The organism is Phaeovulum vinaykumarii (assembly GCF_900156695.1).
Lineage (GTDB): Bacteria > Pseudomonadota > Alphaproteobacteria > Rhodobacterales > Rhodobacteraceae > Bieblia_A > Bieblia_A vinaykumarii.
The window spans coordinates 26,644-45,077 of sequence record NZ_FTOM01000001.1 but is presented as its reverse complement, the minus strand read 5'-3'; the positions used below and the strand labels follow the sequence as shown (position 1 = coordinate 45,077).

Here is an 18,434-nt window from a genome sequence, read left to right as displayed (position 1 = left end):
GAGTTTAATACGTCAAACCGCAATGAATGAAAAATCCATTCCCATCGACGACATGGATCGGCGCATCCTGCGGCAGATGCTGGCCGCGCCCGACCTGCCCACGGCCGAGCTGGCGCGGCGCGCGGGGCTGTCGGCGGCCACCTGCTGGCGCCGGATCGAGCGGCTGCGCGCGCGCGGCATCCTGCGCGGGCAGGAGGCGGTGATCGACTGGCGCGCGCTGGGCTGGGAGGTCGAGGTGAGCCTGCGCTTCACGCTCGACAAGGCCAACCCGCGCGCCTTCGACGAATTCGTCGCCGCCGCGCGCGCCGTCCCCGAGGTCATCGAGATCCAGACCTTCCTGGGCCGGGTCGATCTGCGGCTCAACGTGATCGCGCGCGACATGGGCCATTGGCACGAGATCTACCGCAGCTCGATCCTGACCTTGCCGCATATCGCCGAGATCGAGGCGCTGATGCTGGTCTCGACGATCAAGGACGGGCGGGGGCTGCCGCTGTGAGGATCGAGATCGACGAGACCGACCGGGCGATGCTGCGGCTGCTGGCGGCGGATGGGGGGATGAATGCGGGCGCGCTGGGGCGGGTGCTGGGGATCAGCCAGCCCGCGGCCTGGCGGCGGCTGCGCCGGCTCGAGGAAGCCGGCGTGATTGCGGCGCGGCGCCCGGTGCTGGACCAGCCGGCGCTGGGCTTTGACGTGACCGTGTTCCTGGGGGTGAAGCTGGCCACGCGCGGCCGCGTCAGCCTGGACGATTTCGAGCGCGCCGCCGCCGCCATCCCCGAGGTGCAGACGATCCAGCACGTGCTGGGGCTGTTCGATTACCGGCTGCGGGTGGTGGCGCGCGACATCGGCGACTTTGAACGCGTGTTGCGCCGGCGCATCCTGACCTTGCCGGGGGTGGGCCAGGTCGAGGCCAACGTGATGATGAGCGAGGAACGCCGCCCCGGCCCCCTGGGGCCGCCGGACCCGCCCGGCGGGGCGGTGTGAATCAGGCGCGGCGCCCCGTCGGGCGCCGCGCGGAACCGGGGTCAGACCCCCGCACCAAGGCCCACACGCATCAGACCTTTGCGCAATGTGGGGATGCGATGGATCATGTCCAGAAGGCCCGCACGGAAAATCTGCACCGGCGGCGTGCCGGCCATCGAGGTGCGGTTGAGCGCATCGACGGCGGCGATCCGGGCGGCCACCTCGGGCCAGCGGCGGCGCTGATAGGCCGTCAGCATCGCCGGGTTGCCCAGCTCGGCGCGGTTGCGGTTGGCCAGCTCGATCAGGCAGGCCAGATCGGCCAGCGACATGTTCAGCCCCTGCGCCCCGATCGGCGGCACCACATGCGCGGCCTCGGCCATCAGCGCCACGCGCGGGCCGGTGAAGCCCAGCGCGATCTGGCTGATGATCGGCCAGACGGCGATGCGGGTGGCCACGCGCAGCGGCCCCAGCGCCTCGAAGGCGCGGGCGTTCAGCGCGGCCTCGAAGTCGGGCAGGGGCAGGGCGGCCAGACGCTCGGCCTCGGGGCCCTTTTCCATCCACACCACCGCCGAGGAGGGCGACCCCGCCCGGTCGGGCAGCGGCACCAGGGTGAACGGCCCGCCCGAGGCGTGGATCTCGGTCGAGATGTTTTCATGCGGGCTGGGGTGGGTGACGGCGAAGGCCAGCGCTTTCTGGCCGTAGGAGATGCGGCGCGTGCGGATCCCCAGCCCCTCGCGCAGGGGGGAATTGCGCCCGTCCGCCCCCACGACCAGCTGCGCGCTGAGCCGGGTGCCATCGTCGAGCCGCGCCAGCGCGGTATCGTCGCGCGCGACCACGCCCTCGACCGCGCGGCCGGGCAGGAAGCGCACGTTGGGAAGGCGCTCGATCCGGGCCAGGGCCTCGCGGCGGATGGCCCAGTTGGGGAAGTTCCAGCCGAAGGGCTGGTCCGAGATATCCTCGGCCTTGAAATCGTGCATCAACGGGTGCGGGCGTTCGCGCGCGCAGCCCTTGCCGGCGTCGAGAATGCGCATCGTCGAGAGCGCGGCGCCATGGGGGGCGAGGCTGTCCCAGATGCCGGCGCGTTCCAGCAGCCGGACCGAGGGTTGCAAAAGCGCGCTGGTGCGCATGTCGGCGCCGCTGGCGGTTTCGTCGGTGACGGGCGGGGCGGGGTCGACGCAGGTCACGCGATAGCCCTCGGCGCCGAAGGCCGCGGCCGCGATCAGGCCGGCGGGGCCGCCGCCCGCAATCAGGATGTCGGTCGAATGTTCGCTCATCTCTCCCCTCCTGTCCGTGCGAGACGGGGTCGTTTCTGCATTTCAGATAGGTCTGGTTGTCAGATAGGACGGGCGCGGGGCCTGTCCAGTGCGGGCCCGTGCGTGGGGCCGTGCGTGGGCCTGTGTGTGGGTCTGTGTGTGGGCGCCTGCGTGAGGATGTCTGCGGCGGCGGCCTGCGGGCGCGCATGAAAAAGGCGGGCCGGGGCCCGCCTGACGTGGCACGTGCCGGGCCGTGTGCCTCAGCCGCCCGCGGTGATCAGCACGATGATCCCCAGCATGACGAAGGTGGCCACGACGCCGGTCAGGATCAGCGCCACCAGGCCCCAGGTCATGACGGCGAAGGTCACGCCGGCCACCAGCACGATGACCGCGGCAAAGAGCATCAGGGTGACGGAAAGCGGGGTGTCTTTGGAATGGCCGGTGTCGGTCGCCGTGCTCATGAAGGATCCTTTCGCGCCGGGGCCCTGCGCGGGGCAGGGGCCGGAAGAAGCTGACTGAGGCGGCGGGCTCATGGTCGGTCTGCGTCAAGCTGCCGCAGGAGTGATATGCGCAAAGCAGGGGCTTTGTGTCAAGCGCGCAATCACCTGTTCGTTACCTTGGGCCCGGTGGTGCCATCGCGGCGCGGTTTCCATCGGACGGATTTCATTAGACGGGGGCGACCAGACGGGGCCATCAGATGAGGTGGCGCAGGAAGCCCGCCAGATCGTGGGTGCGGTGGTGGATGTGGGGCGCATCGGGGTCCGTTGCGTGCGGGTCCGCCGCATGAGGGCTTGCCGCATGAGGGCCTGCCGCATCAGGCTCGGAGGGGTCGGGCGTGACCAGAACGGTGCGCATCCCCATTTCGTGCGGGACGCTCAGGTTGCGCGGGTCGTCCTCGAACATGGCCCCCGTGGCGGGGGCGATGCCGGCGCGGGCAAAGACGGTCTCGAAGGCGGCGCGGCGGGGCTTGGGGTGAAAGCCCGCATCCTCGACCCCGAACACCCCGTCGAACAGCCGGTCGAGCCCGCGCGCCGTCAGCACGCGCCGGGCATAGGGCGCCGAGCCGTTGGTATAGACCCAGCGCCGCCCCGACAGCGCGCCGATGGCCGCGGCCAGATCGGGGGCGGGGGGCACATGGCCCAGGTCGATCTCGTGGACCTCGTGCAGATAGGGCAGCGGATCCAGGTCATGCTCGTGCATCAGCCCGGCCAGCGTGGTGCCGTAGAGCCGGTAATATTCGTGGCGCAGCCGGTCGGCCTCGGGCGGCGCCAGCTTGAGTTCGCGCGCCACATAGGCCGTCATCCGCGCCTCGATCTGATCGAAGAGCCGCAGCCGCGGCGGATAGAGCGTGTTGTCCAGATCGAACACCCAGTCGCGCACCTGCGCCCAGTCGGCGCGATTGCGCAGCGGCTCATGGTGGGGGGGCTTGTCATGGAGGGACGCGGGGCGGGAGGGGGGCGTGGGGCACATGCGGCCGACGATAGCGGGCGGGCAGGGCGGCGTCCATCCGTCGGGGGGGCGTCCTTGGGGGCGGGCGTCGCGCCGGGGCGACGCCGGCGCCGTTTTCGCCCGCCGGTTGCACGCGCGATGACGGGAATCAATGCTTGTGAAACGGTTTCATGTCAGAATTGCCCTGCGCGCGAGAGGACGGGCCGCGCAAGCGCGCGGGCAGGAGCCGTGGCGGCAGGGACAGCCGCGGCACGGGAGGAGATGCGCCTTGGATCTGATTTCACTGCTCGATGCGCTGGGCGAAGGGCCGGTGGCGGCGCTCTTTGGTCTGTTGACCGGGGTCGTCTTCGGCGTCGCGGCCCAGCGGGCGTCGTTCTGCCTGCGCGCGGCCACGGTGGAATTCGCCCGCGGACGGATCGGGCCGCGGGTAGCGGTGTGGCTGCTGACCTTCTCGACCGCGCTGGTCTGGGTGCAGAGCGCGCGTCTGCTGGGCCTCTTCCGTCCCGAGGATGCGCGGATGATGGCGGTGCCGGGTTCGTGGTCGGGGGCGATCGTCGGCGGGCTGATGTTCGGCATCGGCATGGTGCTGGCGCGCGGGTGCTCGGGGCGGCTGCTGGTGCTGGCGGCCACGGGCAACCTGCGCTCGGTGGTTTCGGGGCTGATCTTTGCGGTGGTTGCGCAGATGAGCCTGCATGGCTGGCTGGCGCCCGTGCGCAACCGCATCGCCGAGATCTGGGTGACGCCCGAGGGGCGCAACGTGGATCTGGCCGTGCTGGCGGGGCTGCCCGAGGCGGCGGGGCTGGTGGTGGGACTTCTGGCGGCGGGGGGGGCGCTGGTCGCGGCCTGGCGCAACGCCATCGGGCCGCGGGTTCTGGTCTTTGCCTCGGGCGTGGGATTTTCGGTGGCGCTGGGCTGGGTGCTGAGCTGGAGCCTGGCGCAATCGGCCTTCGAGCCCTTGCCCGTGACCTCGGTCACCTTCACCGGGCCTTCGGCCAACACGTTGATGTTCTTTCTGATCCCGGCGCCGGAATGGGGCTTTGATATCGGCCTCGTGCCGGGGGTGTTCCTGGGGGCCTTTGTCGCCGCGGGGCTGGCGGGCGAGCTGCATTTCCAGGGCTTCGACGGCGAAAGCCAGATGCGCCGGTCGATGCTGGGGGCGGCCTTGATGGGCTTTGGCGGCATGCTGGCGGGGGGCTGCGCGATCGGGGCGGGCGTCACCGGAACGGCCGTGCTGGCCGCGACCGCGTGGCTGGCGCTTCTGTGCATGTGGCTGGGCGCGATGATCACCGATGCGCTGGTGGACCGCCGCGGCGCGGTGGCCTGCGCCTGAGGCGGCGGGGCCTTGAGGGGCCGCTTTCGGCAGGGGTTCAGCCGAAGATGCGCGCGGCGATCCCGGCGTGCCAGGCAAAGGCCTCGGCCCAGTTGCGCGCGCGGGTCTCGCGGCTCTCGTGCATCTGGCTCAGCGCGTGGCGGGTGCGCGTCAGGGTGCCGTCGCGCGGGGCATAGGCGCTGATCTCGAAGACCGAATCCGCCTCGGCCAGCGCCGAATAACAGGTGCTGTCATAGCCGGGCCGGGGGCCTGCCGCGGGGCCCGTCTGGCCCAGAAGGTCGCCCGCCAGCGCCGCGGCCGCGATCGCCGCCCCCGACACCGCCGCCGAGGCCGATTTGGGGATCGCGCCGGGCTGGCCCGCGTCGCCCAGAACGAAGATCTCGGGGTTGAGGCGCGCGCGCAGGCTGGCCGGGTCGACCGGCGCCCAGCCCGAGGCATCGACCACCCCCGCGGCCTGGGCGATGGCGCCGGCCTGCTGCGGCGGGATCACGTTCAGAAGGTCATAGCCCTCTTCCATGCCGTCCACGATCACCTGATGGGCGCCCACCGACAGCTCCAGGATGTCGGCGCCCATGTCCGGGCCCAGCCGTTCGATCATGCCGGGGTAATGTGTCTGCCAGCCCTCCTCGAAAAGCGCCTGCTTGGCGAAACTGGGTTTGGCATCGAGGATCAGGATGCGCGCCGTGGGGTTGTGCTGCTTGAGCAGGGATGCCGCCATCGAGACGCGCTCGTAGGGGGCGGGGGGGCAGCGATAGGGGGCGGGCGGCGCGATCAGGCAGAAGGTGCCGCCGGGGCGCATGTCCAGAAGCGCCTGACGCAGGCGCTCGGGGCGTTCGCCCGATTTCCACATCGGCGGCAGCAGGCGGGGATCATCTTCCGACCAGCCGGGCAGGGCGTCGGGGCGGTAGTCGATGCCCGGCGCCAGCACCAGCCGGTCATAGCTGATGTGCTCGGGGCCGATATGGACCGCGCGCGTGGCGGGGTCGATGGCGGTGGCGCGGCCCAGGATCAGCCGCACGTCCTGCGCCGTGAGGGCGCCGTAATCATGGGCCAGCGCCTCGAAGGGCAGAAAGCCGCCCAGCGCGAGGTTCGAGAAGAAGCAGGACTGATAGATCGGGCTGGCTTCGATCAGGGTCACGTCCAGCTGCGCGGGCAGCAGGCGGGCCAGCGTCGCCCCGCCCGCCCCGCCGCCGACGATGACGACGCGCGGGCGGGCGCCGCGCGCCAGAGAGGGGGCAGCCAGAGAGGGGGCAGGCAGCGAGGGGCCGAGCAGCGCCGCGGCGGCGCCGCGCAGAACGGCGCGCCGCCCGAGGCGCCGGCCCGCGCCCGTCATCGCAGCCCCCCGTTATCTCCGCCCCCCCTCATCTTCGCCCCCTCATCTCAGCCCTCCTGCGCCTGGAGATAGGCGATCACCGCGGCGCGGTCCTCGGCGCGGCGCAGACCGGCAAAGGACATCCGGCCGCGGGGCACGATGGTCTTGGGGTCGGTCAGATAGGCGTCCAGCAGCTCGGGCGTCCAGACCAGCCCGTCCTCGGCTGCGGCCTTCATCGCGGGCGAATACCGGAAATCGTCGATGGCGCCCGCGTGCCGGCCCACCACGCCATTGAGGACCGGCCCCACGGCGTTGCGCGCGTCTGTCCCGATCCGGTGGCAGGCGGCGCATTTGCGAAAGACCTGCTCGCCGGCGGCAACCAGGACCGGGTCGAGGCCCGTGGGCTCGGGCGGTGCCGCGGGGGCCTCGGCACTGGCGGTTTCGTCCCCGGTTTCGGTGTCGGTTTCGGTTTCGGGGGTCACGTCCAGCACGGTGGCGCGGCGGGTGATGTGCACGTCGGTCTTGCAATCGTGCATGCAGGGCGCGGCCGAGAACGCCGGCACCTCGACCTGATCGCGGTCATCGACGAAGAAGCCGTCGGCATTGGGCATCTCGACCGTGGCGAAATTCTCGCGCGTCAGGGTGAAGTCGTCGTCCACGATGTCGTTGGAATAAAGGATATAGGCCACGATCGCATAGGTGTCGTTGACGTTCAGGCTGTGGGCCTCGGTGAAGGGCATGGCGCGGTGGACGTAATCCCACAGGGTCGAGAGATAGGGCCAGTACGAGCCCACGGTCTTGACCGGGTCGCGGTCGGCCAGCGTGCCCTGACCACCGGCCAGCACCGGCCAGCGGTCCACGCCCTCGCCGAAATCGCCGTGGCAGACGGCGCAGCGTTCCGAAAAGAGCGCCTCGCCCGTCTGGACATCGCCCGATCCCTCGGGCAGGCCCAGCCCGTCGGGGCGGATGTCGATATCCCAGGCGGCCAGCTCCTGGGGCAGGGCGGTGCGGCCCAGGCCGAAGCCTTCGGCGGCGGCGGGCAGAGGCAGGAGGGCGGGCAGGGCCAGAAGGGCGGGCAGGGCAAGCCCCGCGGCCAGGGCGCGCGCGCGGGCGAAACGGGGGTGGGCCTGCCTGTTCCTGTTCCCCCCGGCGTTGTCACGACGAGACTTCGACATTCTCGACCCTCCCGTCGGCGGCCACGAACCAGGTCTGGATGCCGTTCATGTGGTAGATGGAATTTTCGCCCCGGATGGCGCGCAGCGCGTCCTTGGTGGGCTGGACATAGCCGGTCTCGTCGATGGCGCGCGATTGCAGCAGCATCTCCGAGCCGTCCCAGACGGTGTCGAGATAGAACCGCTGGAGCGCCTTGTCATGGGCGGGCCCTGAAAGGCGCGCGGTCTCCCAGCTGCGGCCGCCATCCTTCGAGACATCGACGCGGGTGATCTTGCCGCGGCCCGACCAGGCCAGCCCGGTGATGACCAGCGGGCCGGGGCCGTGGGCGATGGGCATCTGCGGCGAGGGCGCGGTGATGACCGATTTGGCGTCCATCACCCAGGTCCATTTGCGCGAGCGCCCGTCGGCCATCGTGTCGGTGTATTTCGAGGTTTCCTCGCGGTGTTCCCAGGGCTGGTCGCCCACCTCGATGCGGCGCAGCCATTTCACCCACATGTTGCCTTCCCAGCCCGGCACGCACAGCCGCACGGGATAGCCATGTTCCTTGCGCAGCGCCTCGCCATTGGCCTGGAAGGCCACGAGGCAATCGTCGAGCGCCTTCTCGAGCGGCAGCGAGCGCGACATCCCCGAGGCATCGGCGCCCTCGACCAGCACCCATTTGCCCGCGGGCTGCACCCCGGCTTCGGCCAGCAGAAGGCGCAGCGGCACGCCGGTATATTCCATGTTGTGGATCATGCCTTGCGTGAACTGGCAGCCGTTGAGCTGGGCGCCGGCCCATTCCATGCCCGAATTGGCGGCGCATTCCATGAACAAAACGCGCGTCTCGCGCGGGAAGCGGAGCAGATCCTCGAAGGTGAAGATCAGCGGCCGGTCGACAAGGCCGTTGATCATCAGCCGGTAATCGGCCTTGGACAGCTCGATCGCGCCGGCGTGGTGGCGTTCGAAGGCGCAGCCCTGGGGGGTGATCGTGCCCTCGAGGGCGTGGATCGGGGTGAAGTTGATCGACGAGATGGTCTCGGCGGTCAGCCAGGGCACGTTGCGCCGCACCACGTCGGATTCGAAATGGATGGGCAGGCCATAGGGGGTGACATCGACGCCCTCGCCCAGCGTGGTGGACCAGGGCTGGTTCTCGGTGATGAGCGGGTCGGGCGTGCCCGCCGCGGATGCCCCCGAGGCGGTCCCGGTGGCGGCCCCGGTGGCAGCCCCTGCCGCGCCCGCGGCCAGCGCGCCCAGGACGCGGCGGCGGCTGGGCCCGGTCTGCGCCCCCGCCGGCGCGGGGCCGGTGGCGGGATCGGGATGGAAGCTGGGCTCGGGGCTTGGGGGGCTTGCGCTCTTGTCGGTCATGGTCTTCCTCGTGCGTCTCAGGCGCCCTTGATCGTGACGGTTTGCGACGGGCCGCGCGTGACCGTGCCGGTCTTGCGCAGATAGCTTTCGATCACGTCCCAGATCTGGGGGCCTTCGGTGTCTTCGTTGACGCTGGCCCAGCCGGCCACGACATAGCTGGCGCCCGGCTCGATGGCGGTGTCGTCGTCGCTCAGCCGCAGGTCCGAGATGCGCTTGCCCATCGGCGCCGAGACGTCGATCGTGTAGGCCAGCCCGCCCAGCCGCACCATGTCGCCGCCCTGCTGGTAATAGGGGTCGGTGTTGAAGATGTTGTCGGCCACATCCTCGAGGATGGTGCGCAGCGTGGCGCCGGTCATCTGGGTGCGGTAGCACTGGCCATAGGTCATGGCGGTGGCGTTGAAGATGTCCTCGCGGGTGATCGGGTCGCCGGGCAGCAGCGTCGTGCCCCAGCGCACGCCGGGCGACAGCGCGATCTGGGCGTCGCGCTCGGCGCGGATGGCGTCGCAGATCACGTCATCCCAGGTGCCGTTGAAATTGCCCCGGCGGTAGAGCAGGCTTTCCGTGGTGGCGATGGTCTCGCCCAGCTCGGCCGCGAAGGGCGCGCGCAGATCGTCGATCAGCGCGGCCATGTCGGGGTCGGGGGCGATGACATCGGCAAAGACCGGGATCAGCTTGTGGCGAAAGCCCATCATCTGGCCGTCGCGCACGTCGAGATCCACGCGCGAGACGAATTTGCCGTTCGAGCCGCTGGCGATCAGGATCGTCTGGCCGACCAGCACGGGTTCGGGAATGGCGTCATGGGTGTGGCCGGTCAGGATCACGTCGATGCCCTGCACCTGCGCGGCCATCTTGCGGTCGACGTCGAAGCCGTTGTGCGACAGGCACACGACCAGCTGCGCCCCCTTGGCGCGCACCTCGTCCACCATGTCCTGCATGCGTTCCTGGCGGATGCCGAAGGAATAGTCGGGGAACATCCAGCGCGGGTTGGCAATGGGCATGTAGGGGAAGGCCTGGCCGATCACCGCGACCGAGGTGCCGCCGCGCTCGAAGATCACATAGGGGTCGAAGGCGGGCTCGTCCCATTCGGCGTCGAAGATGTTGGCGCCCAGGAAGGGGAAGGGCAGGCCGGCGACGATCTCGTTCACGCGCTCGGCGCCATAGGTCCATTCCCAATGCGAGGTCATCGCCTCGACACCCAGCGCGTTCATCACCTCGACCATGTCCTGCCCGCGGGTGCGCAGCGCCGTCATCGAGCCGTGCCAGGTGTCGCCGCCGTCCAGAATGATGGCCTCGGGGCGGGCGGCGCGGATCGCCTTGATGACGGTGGCCACGCGGTCCATGCCGCCCATCCGGCCATAGGCGCGCGCCAGCGCCACGAAGTCGTCGGAGGTCAGCGCATAGGCCTCGGGGCCGCCCGGCGCGATGCCGAAGGCCTCGAGGAAGGCGCGCCCGGTCAGATGCGGGGGCAGGCCATGCGCGGGGCCCACGCCCAGGTTGACCGAGGGTTCGCGGAACCAGATCGGTTTTAGCTGGGCGTGGATGTCGGTCACATGGACCAGCGTCACGTTGCCGAAATCGTCGAATTGCAGAAGCTGGTCCTGGGTCAGGCCCTGGGCTGCGGCCATGCGCGGCATCATCCCCAGCCCCGAGGCGCCGAGGATCGCCGAGGTGGCCAGACCTGCCTGAATGAATTCGCGGCGCGAGATCATGGGCGTGCACTCCTGTCCTGAGGGGGCCGCGCGCCTCTTGTGGCGGCGGCATGCGGGGGGGAGATGCGTCCGGCTGTGGGGCCGGGCGCATCCAGAGGGCGGAAGGATCACCGGGAAAGGCGCGGATGGGCGCGTGCGGGGCGCGTGCGGGGCCCAGGGCCGGCGGGCTCAGGGGCGGACCGAGACCCCTTCGACCGACAGCCCCTGCCCGCGCGAGGCGACATAGAGTTCGAGCGCGCGGAATTCGGCCGAGCCGGGCTTGAAGGTCTCGGCGCGGGTGTCGCGCACGCAGCCCTTGAAGCGGTTGTGGATCGAGACCAGACCCGCGGTCTTGAGCCGGTAGACGGGGAAGCCGTTGATCTGGCCCTGGCTCAGGTGGTCGGCGCGGATCATGTCGCCGAAATGGTCCTGATGGCAGTTCGAGCAGGCCAGTTCCAGCTGCCCGAAACGGGTGTAATAGATCTCGCGGCCCTTCTCCCACCAGGGCGCGGCGGGGCCGTCGATGGCCACATCGACCGGCAGCCCGCGCGATTGCAGCGAGAGCGCGGCGGTCATGTTCATCATCTCGTTCGAATCCCAGCCCCAGGCCTCGGCGCCCATCCGCGTGGTGCGGCAATTGTTGACGAAATTCTCCATCGACCACAGATCGTCGCCGGCGGGGCTGATCCTGGGCATGTGGGCGCGCACGCCGCGCATCTCCTCGATGTTGCCATGGCACGAGGCGCAGGACTTGCCCTCGGCGCCGTCGGTGGTTCCCCACAGATCGCGGCCCATGTCGGCAAAGACCATCGCCGGGTTGTCGAAGTCGTCCATCTGCATGGCGCGGGTCGCGTCCTCGCGGAACAGCCAGCCCGACATCACTTCGGGCAGGGCGCCGTCCAGATGGGCGGGCGCGGGGGCGCGGGTGGTCAGCGTGATCTCGTTGTTGACGACCAGATCGACGCCTTCGACCGGGTCGGCGCTGGCCTGGATCGCGCTGCCGGCCAATGCGGCGGCAGCAAGGGCGCCGGCAAGGGCGCGGGCCATTCGGGGGGCCTTTTGCATGGATCTGTTTCCTCCCTGGATCCCGTCGTCATTCGGGCGGAACCGGGCCGCCCCTCCCCGGCGGATCGGTTCGCCTTGTCTGTCGCGCGCCCCGCCCGGTGAGACGGGGGCACGCGCCGGCGTCAGTCAGGCCAGCGTGATCGACTTGCGTTCCTCGTAGATCGAGCCGTCGTCGTCATACCAGGTGAAGTGGAATTCGCCGGCGGCATCGACGCGGACATCGAATTCGAAATAGGGGTTGGTGGACACGGCCGGTTCCAGCGTCACGTCGAGCGCGTTCTGGCCGTTGAAGTCGCAGGTGAAGCGGTTGATGATCTGGCGCGGGATCGGCTGGCCGGCCGAATCCTTGCGTTGGCCCGATTCCATCGGATGCGAGATCAGCGTCTTGATGGTCACCACCTCGCCGGCCGAGGCGGATTTGGGAACCTTGACGCGGGGTTTGACGTTGCTTGCCATTGGGTCTGTTCCTCTCTGTCGCTCAGCCGCCGCAGCCGCCGATGGTCACCTTCACGGTGGCGCTGGTGCGCGCGAAGCTGCCGTCTTCCATCTGCGCCACGGCGATCACGTCCTGGGTCTTGGCCAGGCGGACACGGGTCGAGGCCATGCGCGAGCCCGCGGCGGGTCCGAAGCGGAAGGTGACAACGCCGGTTTCTGGGTTGCCGGTGGCAAAGACCGCGACCGCCACCGCGCCGGGGGCGTCGACCGCGATCGGCACGGTGTTGCCGTTCTCGGCGATCTCGGGGGCGGTCAGGGTCACGCCGCCCTCGGCGGGGGTGGCGCCGCCGGTAAAGGCGGCGATGGCGTCATCGACCTTGCTGGCCAGGGCCGGCAGCGGCAGCGCGGCGGCGGTGATCCCGCCGAGCCCGAGCGCCAGGGCCTCTCGTCTGGTGAAATGCATCTGGGTGTCCTCTGGGTCCGTGCATCAGGGCGCAGCGGCTGCGCGCCTATTTCATCGTCATCAGGAAGGCCAGCACGTCCTCGACCTGCTGGGCATCGAGGATCGGCGGCAGATCGGCAGGCGCGGCCTTGCCGGTATAGGCGTCGCCAGGGCGGATGAAGCCGTCGGTCTTGTAGAAGGCCGGCATCATCGAGCCGTCGAAGGTGTTCTTGGCGTTGACGATGATCCCGCGCAGCTGGGCTTCGGAATAGCGCGTGGCCGCCCCTTCGAGCGCGGGCCCGATATTGCCCTGGAAGGAGGCCGCGGGCAGCGCCGCGATCTCGTGGCAGGCCACGCAATTGCCCAAGGGGCGCGTGGCCATCAGTTCGGCGCCGCGGCCGGCATCGCCGGGGCTGTCGGTCAGCGGGGCGGCGATGGCGCCATCCTGCCATGCGATCGCGGCGGGCGCGGTCTCGGCCAGGACCGGTGGCGCCAGGATCGTCAGCGCCGTGGTGATGGCTGCCGCGCTCACCGCAGCCGGGGCGCAAAGCGTCGCTATGCGTCTCATGCTCTCCTCCCTGTTCTCCCTGTCACGAGGTTAGCAAGTGGTTGGCTTCGCGTGCAACGATATATTTTCATAAACGAATGTTTCTGCGGCAGCATCCGGGGATTGCTGCGCCTGCGACATTCGCATTGGCGCGCAAGGCATTGGAATTGCTTCATTCCATCGGGATCGCGCCGGACCGGATCTGCGCCGCCAGATAGTCCTGGAACATCTCGCCCTCGGCATATCCATGCGCGCGCACCCAGGTCAGCAGCGCCTGCGTGGTCACCTTGCCGAAGGCGCCGGGCATCGTGGCCACCGCCGCCTGCGCGGCCGTCTGATCGGCGGGCACGTCCTCGGGCAGGAAGATCAGCGTCGGCGTGAACATGATCCCCCAGCGCCGGGCCATTTCCTTTTCGGTGGCGCTGGTGGCGTCGAAATCGGTCACCTCGGTGCTGCCGGCCAGGTTCATCTGCACGACGAAATAGCCCTCGCGGATCAGCGCCTCGATCCTGGGATCCGAGAGCACCTCCTCGTGCATCCTGGCGCAATAGATGCAGCCGCGCTGTTCGAACAGGATCAGCAGGCGCTTGCCCTCGGCATTGGCTTCGGCCAGATCCTCGGGCAGATCCTTGAAGGTCGCGCGCAGCCAGTCGGGCTTGTGCAGGCCATCGTCGCCCAGGGGGGCTGCGGCGACAGCGGGCAGGGACAGCGCCAGCACGGTCAGGCCCGTGGCAAGGCCTTTGGCAAGGCCTTTGGCAAGGGCAGTGGCAAGGGCAGTGGCAAGGGTGGGTCTCGGTCGGCTCATGGCATCCTCCGGTGTCATTTGAGCGTGGACGTCCAGTCAAAGGCGTTGAGCATCATCTCGGCGATGCGGTTGACGGAATCGGTGGCGATCAAGAGGGCAAAGGCGATGAGCATGACGCCCATGGCCTTTTCGACAAGCCCGAGGTGGCGGCGGTGGCGCGCCAGAAAGGCCAGGAAGGGCCGCGCGAAGAAGGCCGCCAGCACGAAGGGCAGCGTCATTCCCAGGCCATAGGTCAGCAAGAGCAGCCCGCCGCGGGTCAGATCGCCCATCCCCGAGGCCACCATCAGGATCGCCGCCAGCGCCGGGCCGACGCAGGGCGTCCAGCCAAAGCCGAAGGCCAGCCCCATGACATAGGCGCCCAGAAGCGAGGTGGGCTCGGTCCGGGTCTCGATCCGGGCCTCGCGGTAAAGAAGCGGGATGCGCAGCACGCCCAGGAAATGCAGCCCGAAGACGAAAAGGACGCCGGCCGCGACATAGCTCAGCACGCCCTTCCACGCGGCAAAGGCCTGTCCGGCGGCGGTGGCGCCCAGCCCCAGCAACACGAAGATGGTGGTGACCCCCAGCGCAAAGGCCAGCGCCGCGCCGATCAGGCGGGCCTGGGCGCCGGGCGGGATGCGTTCGCCGCCGCGCAATTCGGCCATGGACAGGCCGGCCATGTAGCTGAGGTAGAAGGGCACCATCGGCAGGATGCAGGGCGACAGGAAGGACAGAAGTCCCGCCAGCGCTGCGCCGCCGTAGCTGATCTCGAGCATCCGGGCCTCCCTTCCCGCAAACTCCATGATGCCGCCCCTTGCGGGACGGGTCGTCGGGCCGGACGGCGCGCGCGGTCCCCATCTTCGGTCCCCATCTTGGGTCAGGGGCTTCTGTCCGGCTGGCCGGCGCGCCGCCTCCTCCGCGGGCGTGCCGGACTGATCGCGTCCCCCCCCCCCCCCCCCGTCGGTCCTGTTGGCCGGCGGTTGTCGGCGGGATGTGAATACATTAGAATATGCGGATATGGCGAGGGTGGCGTCAATGACTTTTGCGCGCAGGAGGCGGGGTGTCGCAGGCCGGAACACTTCTGGCGAGTGTGCCGGGGGTGCGGGCCTTGGCTGCGGCACTGCGCTGCGGGCTGTGTTGGGGCCGGTGTTGCGGGCGGTTCTGGCGGCGCTCCTTCTGGCAATTCCCGCCCTTCCGGCTCGGGCCGATCTGGCGCTGGTGATGTTCGAACGGCCCGGTTGTCGCTGGTGTGCCCGTTGGAACGACGAGATCGCGCCCATATATCCGCTGACGGACGCGGGGCGGCGGGCTGCCCTCCTGCGTCACGACATCTCCGCCGCGCTGGCGCCGGAGTGGGAACTGGAACGCAAGGTCGTGTTCACACCGACGTTTGTCGTGCTTGAAGACGGCCGCGAGATGGGCAGAATCGAGGGCTATGCGGGCCAGGATTTCTTCTGGGGATTTCTGGACCAGATCCTTGAGACCGCAGGAAAGGACGACGATGGCTGAAGCCGCCTATTCCCGTTTCGGCATGCGCGCGGCGCAAGGGCCGGCGCCGCGTGACGCGGGCCTGGACCCGAAGGCGCAGGCGCAGGCCGCGGGGCCGATGTGCGGGCTGGTCGCCCAGGCCGAGACGGTGGCCAATTTCCTCAAGGCGCTGGGCCATGAGGGGCGGCTCCAGATCCTGTGTTTTCTCAGCACCGGGCCGAAAAGCGTGACCGAGCTGGAGACGCTGCTCGATCAGCGCCAGTCGGCGGTCAGCCAGCAATTGGCCCGGCTGCGCCACGAGGGGCTGGTGCAGACCCGCCGCGAGGGGCAGGTGATCTATTATTCGATCCTCGATCCCAAGGTGGCCGAGACCGTCGCGCTGATGAACCGTCTCTTCTGCGCGCAGGACTGATCGCCCCCTCCCGTTCCGGCGCCCTCCCTTCCGCCGCGGGATCGAGGCGCCTGGGCTGCGGCCCCCGAAGCTCTCCGTGACGCACCGCCCCTGATGCACCGTCCCCGATGCGGCGCCCCCGATACGACGAAGGGCGCGGCCAGCCCCTTGCCAGAAGGCGCAATCCTTGGAAAGCTGCGCGCGGCGCCCGTCACGGGGGGCCGCAGGCGCGGGGGAGTGGAGGCCCCCGCCCGGAGGGAGGAACATCATGGAGGACATGGCCTGGGGCGCGGTTGCCGCGCTTGTCGGGCTGGTCGGGGGCGCCGTGCTGGGGCTGGCCGGCCGTCTGGGCAATTTCTGCACGCTGGGCGCGATCGAGACGGCGCTTTATGCGCATGACCAGCGGCGGCTGCGCATGTGGGCGCTGGTCTTGGGCGTGGCGATCCTGTCCACGCAGGCGCTGGCCGCGGCCGGGCTGATCGACCTGGCCGCCACGCAATATCACGCGATCCGCTGGCAGCCGATGGCCAGCATCCTGGGCGGGGCGATGTTCGGCTATGGCATGGCGCTGGCGGGCAATTGCGGCTTTGGCGCGCTGGTGCGCTTTGGCGGGGGGGATCTGCGCTCGCTTGTCATCGTGGGGGTGATGGGGATCGTGGGGTTCATGGCGCTGTCGGGGCCGCTGGCGCCCTTGCGGGTGCAGCTTTTCCCGCAGGAGGCCGCGCTGGTGCCCCATGACATGGCCCATGATCTGGGCGCGGCGCTGGGCCTTGCGCCGGGGCTGGTGGCGCTGGCGCTGGGGGCGGGGCTTGTCCTTTTCGCGCTGGCGCATGCGCCGTTCCGGGTCGCGCATGGGCATGTCGGCTGGGGCGTCGCGGCGGGGCTCGCGGTCGCCTGGTGTCTGGCCGGCACCAGCTGGGCCGCGCAGGCCAGCTTCGGCGCCGTGGGTGTCGAGGGGCCGTCCTACACCGCGCCGGTGGGGCGCACGCTGCTCTATCTGATGACCTCGACCGGCGGGGGGCTGTCGTTCTCGGTGGGCTCGGTCGCGGGGGTGCTGATCGGGGCCTTCACCGGCTCGATGCTGCGCGGCCTCTTCCGCTGGGAGGCCTGCGACGACGCCTCCGAGCTGGGCCGGCAGGTCGGCGGCGCGGCGCTGATGGGCGTGGGCGGCACCATCGCCATGGGCTGTTCACTGGGCCAGGGGCTGACCGGCTTTGCCACGCTGGCCTGGTCGGGGCCGGTGACGCTGGCCGCGATCGTGGCGGGCGCGGCCCTGGGGCTGGCGCAGCTTCTGGGCCGGTTCGAGCGCGGCTAGCCGAAAGGCGCCCACCGCCGCCGCAGCGCCACCGCCGCAGCGCCGCTGCCTCAGATCCGCGTCACCTTGCAATGCGGGGTCAGGCGGCGCACATCGGCGGGCCGGCACAGCTCGGTCGCCTCGGTCATCACCGCGGCACTGGCCGCCGCCACCCCCAGTTGCAGCGCGCGCGCAAGGTCTGCCTCCTGCGCCAGGGCCAGGGTGAAGGCGCCCACGAAACTGTCGCCCGCCCCCACCTTCGAGACCACGGGCACCTCGGCCGCCGCGGCGTGGAAGCGTTCGGTCGCGGTGGCCAGCACCGAACCTTCGGCCCCGCGCGCCACGATCACGATCTCGGCGATCCCGCGCGCCACCAGCGATTGCGCGAATTCGGCGCTGTCGCGGCGGTCGGGCAGGGGGCCGCCGGCCAGCCCCTCGGCCTCGATGTCATCCATGCGCAGCACATGCGCCGGCCGCGCGCCCGCATCGAGCAGCGCATGCAGCGCCGGCCCCGAGGTGTCGAGGATCAGCCGCGCCTGCGTGCGCGCGATGCGCGAGGCCAGGCGCGCGGGGAAATCCTCGGGCACGCCGGGGGGCTGGCTGCCCGACAGCACCACCAGACCGCCCTGGGGGGCGGCGCGGGCGATGCGGCGCAGGGCCTCGGTCACCGAGGCCGCCGGCCAGCGCGGGCCGGGCATCACGAAGCGGTATTGCGCGCCGCTGGTCTGGTCGTTGACGGTGAAGCTCTGGCGTGTCTCGCCGGGGGCGGGAAAGGGCGACAGGCCGATCCCGGCCTCGGCCAGCAGATGCACCAGCTTGTCGCCGTTGGGTCCGCCCACCGCCACGAAGGCCGTCGAATGCCCCCCCAGCGCCGAGATCGCGCGGCTGACATTGAGCCCGCCGCCGCCCGGATCGGCGGTGGCGCGGGTGCAGCGCAGCTTGCGGTCGGGGGCGACATTCTCGGCCGAGGTGGACAGGTCCACCGTGGGGTTCAGCGTGACGGTCAGGATGGGCAGCATCAAGGGGGCCTTTCGGGGGGGGGCCTTTCGGGGTGGGGCCTGTCTTCGGCGCGCTGCGGCGCAGCATCGCGGCCACGATGCCAGCTTCGGGCGCCACTTCCAAGGGGGTGCCCCGGCGCGCGCCGTCGGGGGCAGCGGTGGGCGCTACAGCTTGTCAACCATGTGACGAAAAGCAGGGCCTTCGATCGATTCTCTCCACCCTTCATTAAGACATGGGGCGCATCGTCGCACCCGAATATGAAGGAGGTTTGGAATGATTCCGGATGGTAGCGATCCCCGTTGGAAGCGGGTTCTGACGACTGAAAGCGATCTGTCTTCCGCGGCGCTGGCCACGCGCATTCTGGTGACGCGCCTGCGCCGCGACGTGAAGGCCGCCCCCGCCACGCTGGCCGCCAAGATCACCGAGCTGCGCGATTTCGTGATGAAGAACCCCTTTGCCGTGGCCGATATGGCCCGCTTCTGA

21 protein-coding genes are annotated in these 18,434 nt (G+C 70.1%); 7 read left to right on the top strand and 14 right to left on the bottom strand.

The features are described from left to right. Positions 1-22: 22 nt before the first annotated feature. A complete protein-coding gene (locus BW949_RS00270; protein ID WP_097176939.1) occupies positions 23-496 on the top strand; it encodes an Lrp/AsnC family transcriptional regulator in 474 nt (157 codons plus the stop codon). Beyond that, a complete protein-coding gene (locus BW949_RS00265) occupies positions 493-981 on the top strand; it encodes an Lrp/AsnC family transcriptional regulator (RefSeq protein WP_268875779.1) in 489 nt (162 codons plus the stop codon). Before BW949_RS00270 ends, BW949_RS00265 begins: the two co-directional genes overlap by 4 nt. Before the next feature lie 41 nt (positions 982-1,022). Here the strand turns inward: BW949_RS00265 and BW949_RS00260 are convergent, their stop codons facing one another. The 3 genes from BW949_RS00260 to BW949_RS00250 form a co-directional block, all read right to left on the bottom strand. Next, positions 1,023-2,234, bottom strand: a complete 1,212-nt coding sequence (locus BW949_RS00260; protein WP_076362938.1) for a UbiH/UbiF family hydroxylase — start codon at positions 2,232-2,234, stop codon at positions 1,023-1,025. 239 nt (positions 2,235-2,473) lie between these two features. Continuing rightward, complete coding sequence (locus BW949_RS00255; RefSeq protein WP_076362937.1) at positions 2,474-2,674, bottom strand: hypothetical protein; 201 nt, start codon at positions 2,672-2,674, stop codon at positions 2,474-2,476. A 232-nt stretch (positions 2,675-2,906) separates the two neighbouring features. Next, on the bottom strand, positions 2,907-3,683 hold the full coding sequence (locus tag BW949_RS00250; protein ID WP_083947497.1) for a pyrimidine 5'-nucleotidase: 777 nt from the start codon (positions 3,681-3,683) through the stop codon (positions 2,907-2,909). A gap of 247 nt (positions 3,684-3,930) precedes the next feature. On the opposite strand from BW949_RS00250, the gene BW949_RS00245 reads away from it, so the two are divergent. Continuing rightward, positions 3,931-4,992 carry a YeeE/YedE family protein gene (locus BW949_RS00245; RefSeq protein ID WP_076362936.1) on the top strand — a complete coding sequence of 354 codons (1,062 nt, stop codon included), beginning with the start codon at positions 3,931-3,933 and terminating at the stop codon, positions 4,990-4,992. Between the two features lie 37 nt (positions 4,993-5,029). Here the strand turns inward: BW949_RS00245 and BW949_RS00240 are convergent, their stop codons facing one another. From BW949_RS00240 to BW949_RS00195, 10 genes are all read right to left on the bottom strand, one after another. Further along, complete coding sequence (locus BW949_RS00240) at positions 5,030-6,325, bottom strand: FAD-dependent oxidoreductase (protein WP_083947496.1); 1,296 nt, start codon at positions 6,323-6,325, stop codon at positions 5,030-5,032. A 47-nt stretch (positions 6,326-6,372) separates the two neighbouring features. Then, the gene (locus BW949_RS00235; RefSeq protein ID WP_083947495.1) at positions 6,373-7,479 is read right to left on the bottom strand and encodes a c-type cytochrome; all 1,107 of its coding nucleotides are present in this window, start codon (positions 7,477-7,479) and stop codon (positions 6,373-6,375) included. Continuing rightward, the gene (gene soxC, locus BW949_RS00230; protein ID WP_083947494.1) at positions 7,460-8,821 is read right to left on the bottom strand and encodes a sulfite dehydrogenase; all 1,362 of its coding nucleotides are present in this window, start codon (positions 8,819-8,821) and stop codon (positions 7,460-7,462) included. Before soxC ends, BW949_RS00235 begins: the two co-directional genes overlap by 20 nt. A 17-nt stretch (positions 8,822-8,838) precedes the next feature. Beyond that, a complete protein-coding gene (gene soxB, locus BW949_RS00225; protein WP_076362935.1) occupies positions 8,839-10,530 on the bottom strand; it encodes a thiosulfohydrolase SoxB in 1,692 nt (563 codons plus the stop codon). A 168-nt stretch (positions 10,531-10,698) separates the two neighbouring features. Next, a complete protein-coding gene (gene soxA, locus BW949_RS00220) occupies positions 10,699-11,574 on the bottom strand; it encodes a sulfur oxidation c-type cytochrome SoxA (RefSeq protein ID WP_235816169.1) in 876 nt (291 codons plus the stop codon). Positions 11,575-11,700: 126 nt separating this feature from the next. Then, complete coding sequence (gene soxZ, locus BW949_RS00215; protein ID WP_076362933.1) at positions 11,701-12,030, bottom strand: thiosulfate oxidation carrier complex protein SoxZ; 330 nt, start codon at positions 12,028-12,030, stop codon at positions 11,701-11,703. Positions 12,031-12,052: 22 nt separating this feature from the next. Beyond that, positions 12,053-12,472: a thiosulfate oxidation carrier protein SoxY gene (gene soxY, locus BW949_RS00210; protein WP_076362932.1), complete on the bottom strand. Its 420-nt coding sequence runs from the start codon at positions 12,470-12,472 to the stop codon at positions 12,053-12,055. Between the two features lie 46 nt (positions 12,473-12,518). Further along, positions 12,519-13,019 carry a sulfur oxidation c-type cytochrome SoxX gene (gene soxX / locus BW949_RS00205; RefSeq protein WP_083947493.1) on the bottom strand — a complete coding sequence of 167 codons (501 nt, stop codon included), beginning with the start codon at positions 13,017-13,019 and terminating at the stop codon, positions 12,519-12,521. Between the two features lie 151 nt (positions 13,020-13,170). Continuing rightward, positions 13,171-13,803, bottom strand: coding sequence for a SoxW family protein (locus tag BW949_RS00200; RefSeq protein ID WP_083947492.1), 633 nt, complete (start codon positions 13,801-13,803; stop codon positions 13,171-13,173). A gap of 14 nt (positions 13,804-13,817) precedes the next feature. After that, positions 13,818-14,555, bottom strand: a complete 738-nt coding sequence (locus BW949_RS00195) for a cytochrome c biogenesis CcdA family protein (protein WP_076362930.1) — start codon at positions 14,553-14,555, stop codon at positions 13,818-13,820. Between the two features lie 445 nt (positions 14,556-15,000). Here BW949_RS00195 and BW949_RS00190 point away from each other — a divergent pair, with 445 nt between their 5' ends. The 3 genes from BW949_RS00190 to BW949_RS00180 all read left to right on the top strand — a co-directional run bounded on the left by BW949_RS00190 (position 15,001) and on the right by BW949_RS00180 (position 16,973). Further along, complete coding sequence (locus tag BW949_RS00190; RefSeq protein WP_328585806.1) at positions 15,001-15,288, top strand: hypothetical protein; 288 nt, start codon at positions 15,001-15,003, stop codon at positions 15,286-15,288. Positions 15,289-15,385: 97 nt separating this feature from the next. Next, complete coding sequence (locus BW949_RS00185; RefSeq protein WP_097176964.1) at positions 15,386-15,679, top strand: ArsR/SmtB family transcription factor; 294 nt, start codon at positions 15,386-15,388, stop codon at positions 15,677-15,679. Between the two features lie 247 nt (positions 15,680-15,926). After that, complete coding sequence (locus tag BW949_RS00180) at positions 15,927-16,973, top strand: YeeE/YedE family protein (protein WP_083947491.1); 1,047 nt, start codon at positions 15,927-15,929, stop codon at positions 16,971-16,973. Between the two features lie 50 nt (positions 16,974-17,023). On the opposite strand, the gene BW949_RS00175 is transcribed toward BW949_RS00180, so the two are convergent. Beyond that, the gene (locus tag BW949_RS00175; protein WP_076362928.1) at positions 17,024-17,971 is read right to left on the bottom strand and encodes a 1-phosphofructokinase family hexose kinase; all 948 of its coding nucleotides are present in this window, start codon (positions 17,969-17,971) and stop codon (positions 17,024-17,026) included. A gap of 253 nt (positions 17,972-18,224) precedes the next feature. Between BW949_RS00175 and BW949_RS00170 the strand changes: the two genes are divergently transcribed. Further along, positions 18,225-18,434 carry a hypothetical protein gene (locus BW949_RS00170; RefSeq protein WP_076362927.1) on the top strand — a complete coding sequence of 70 codons (210 nt, stop codon included), beginning with the start codon at positions 18,225-18,227 and terminating at the stop codon, positions 18,432-18,434.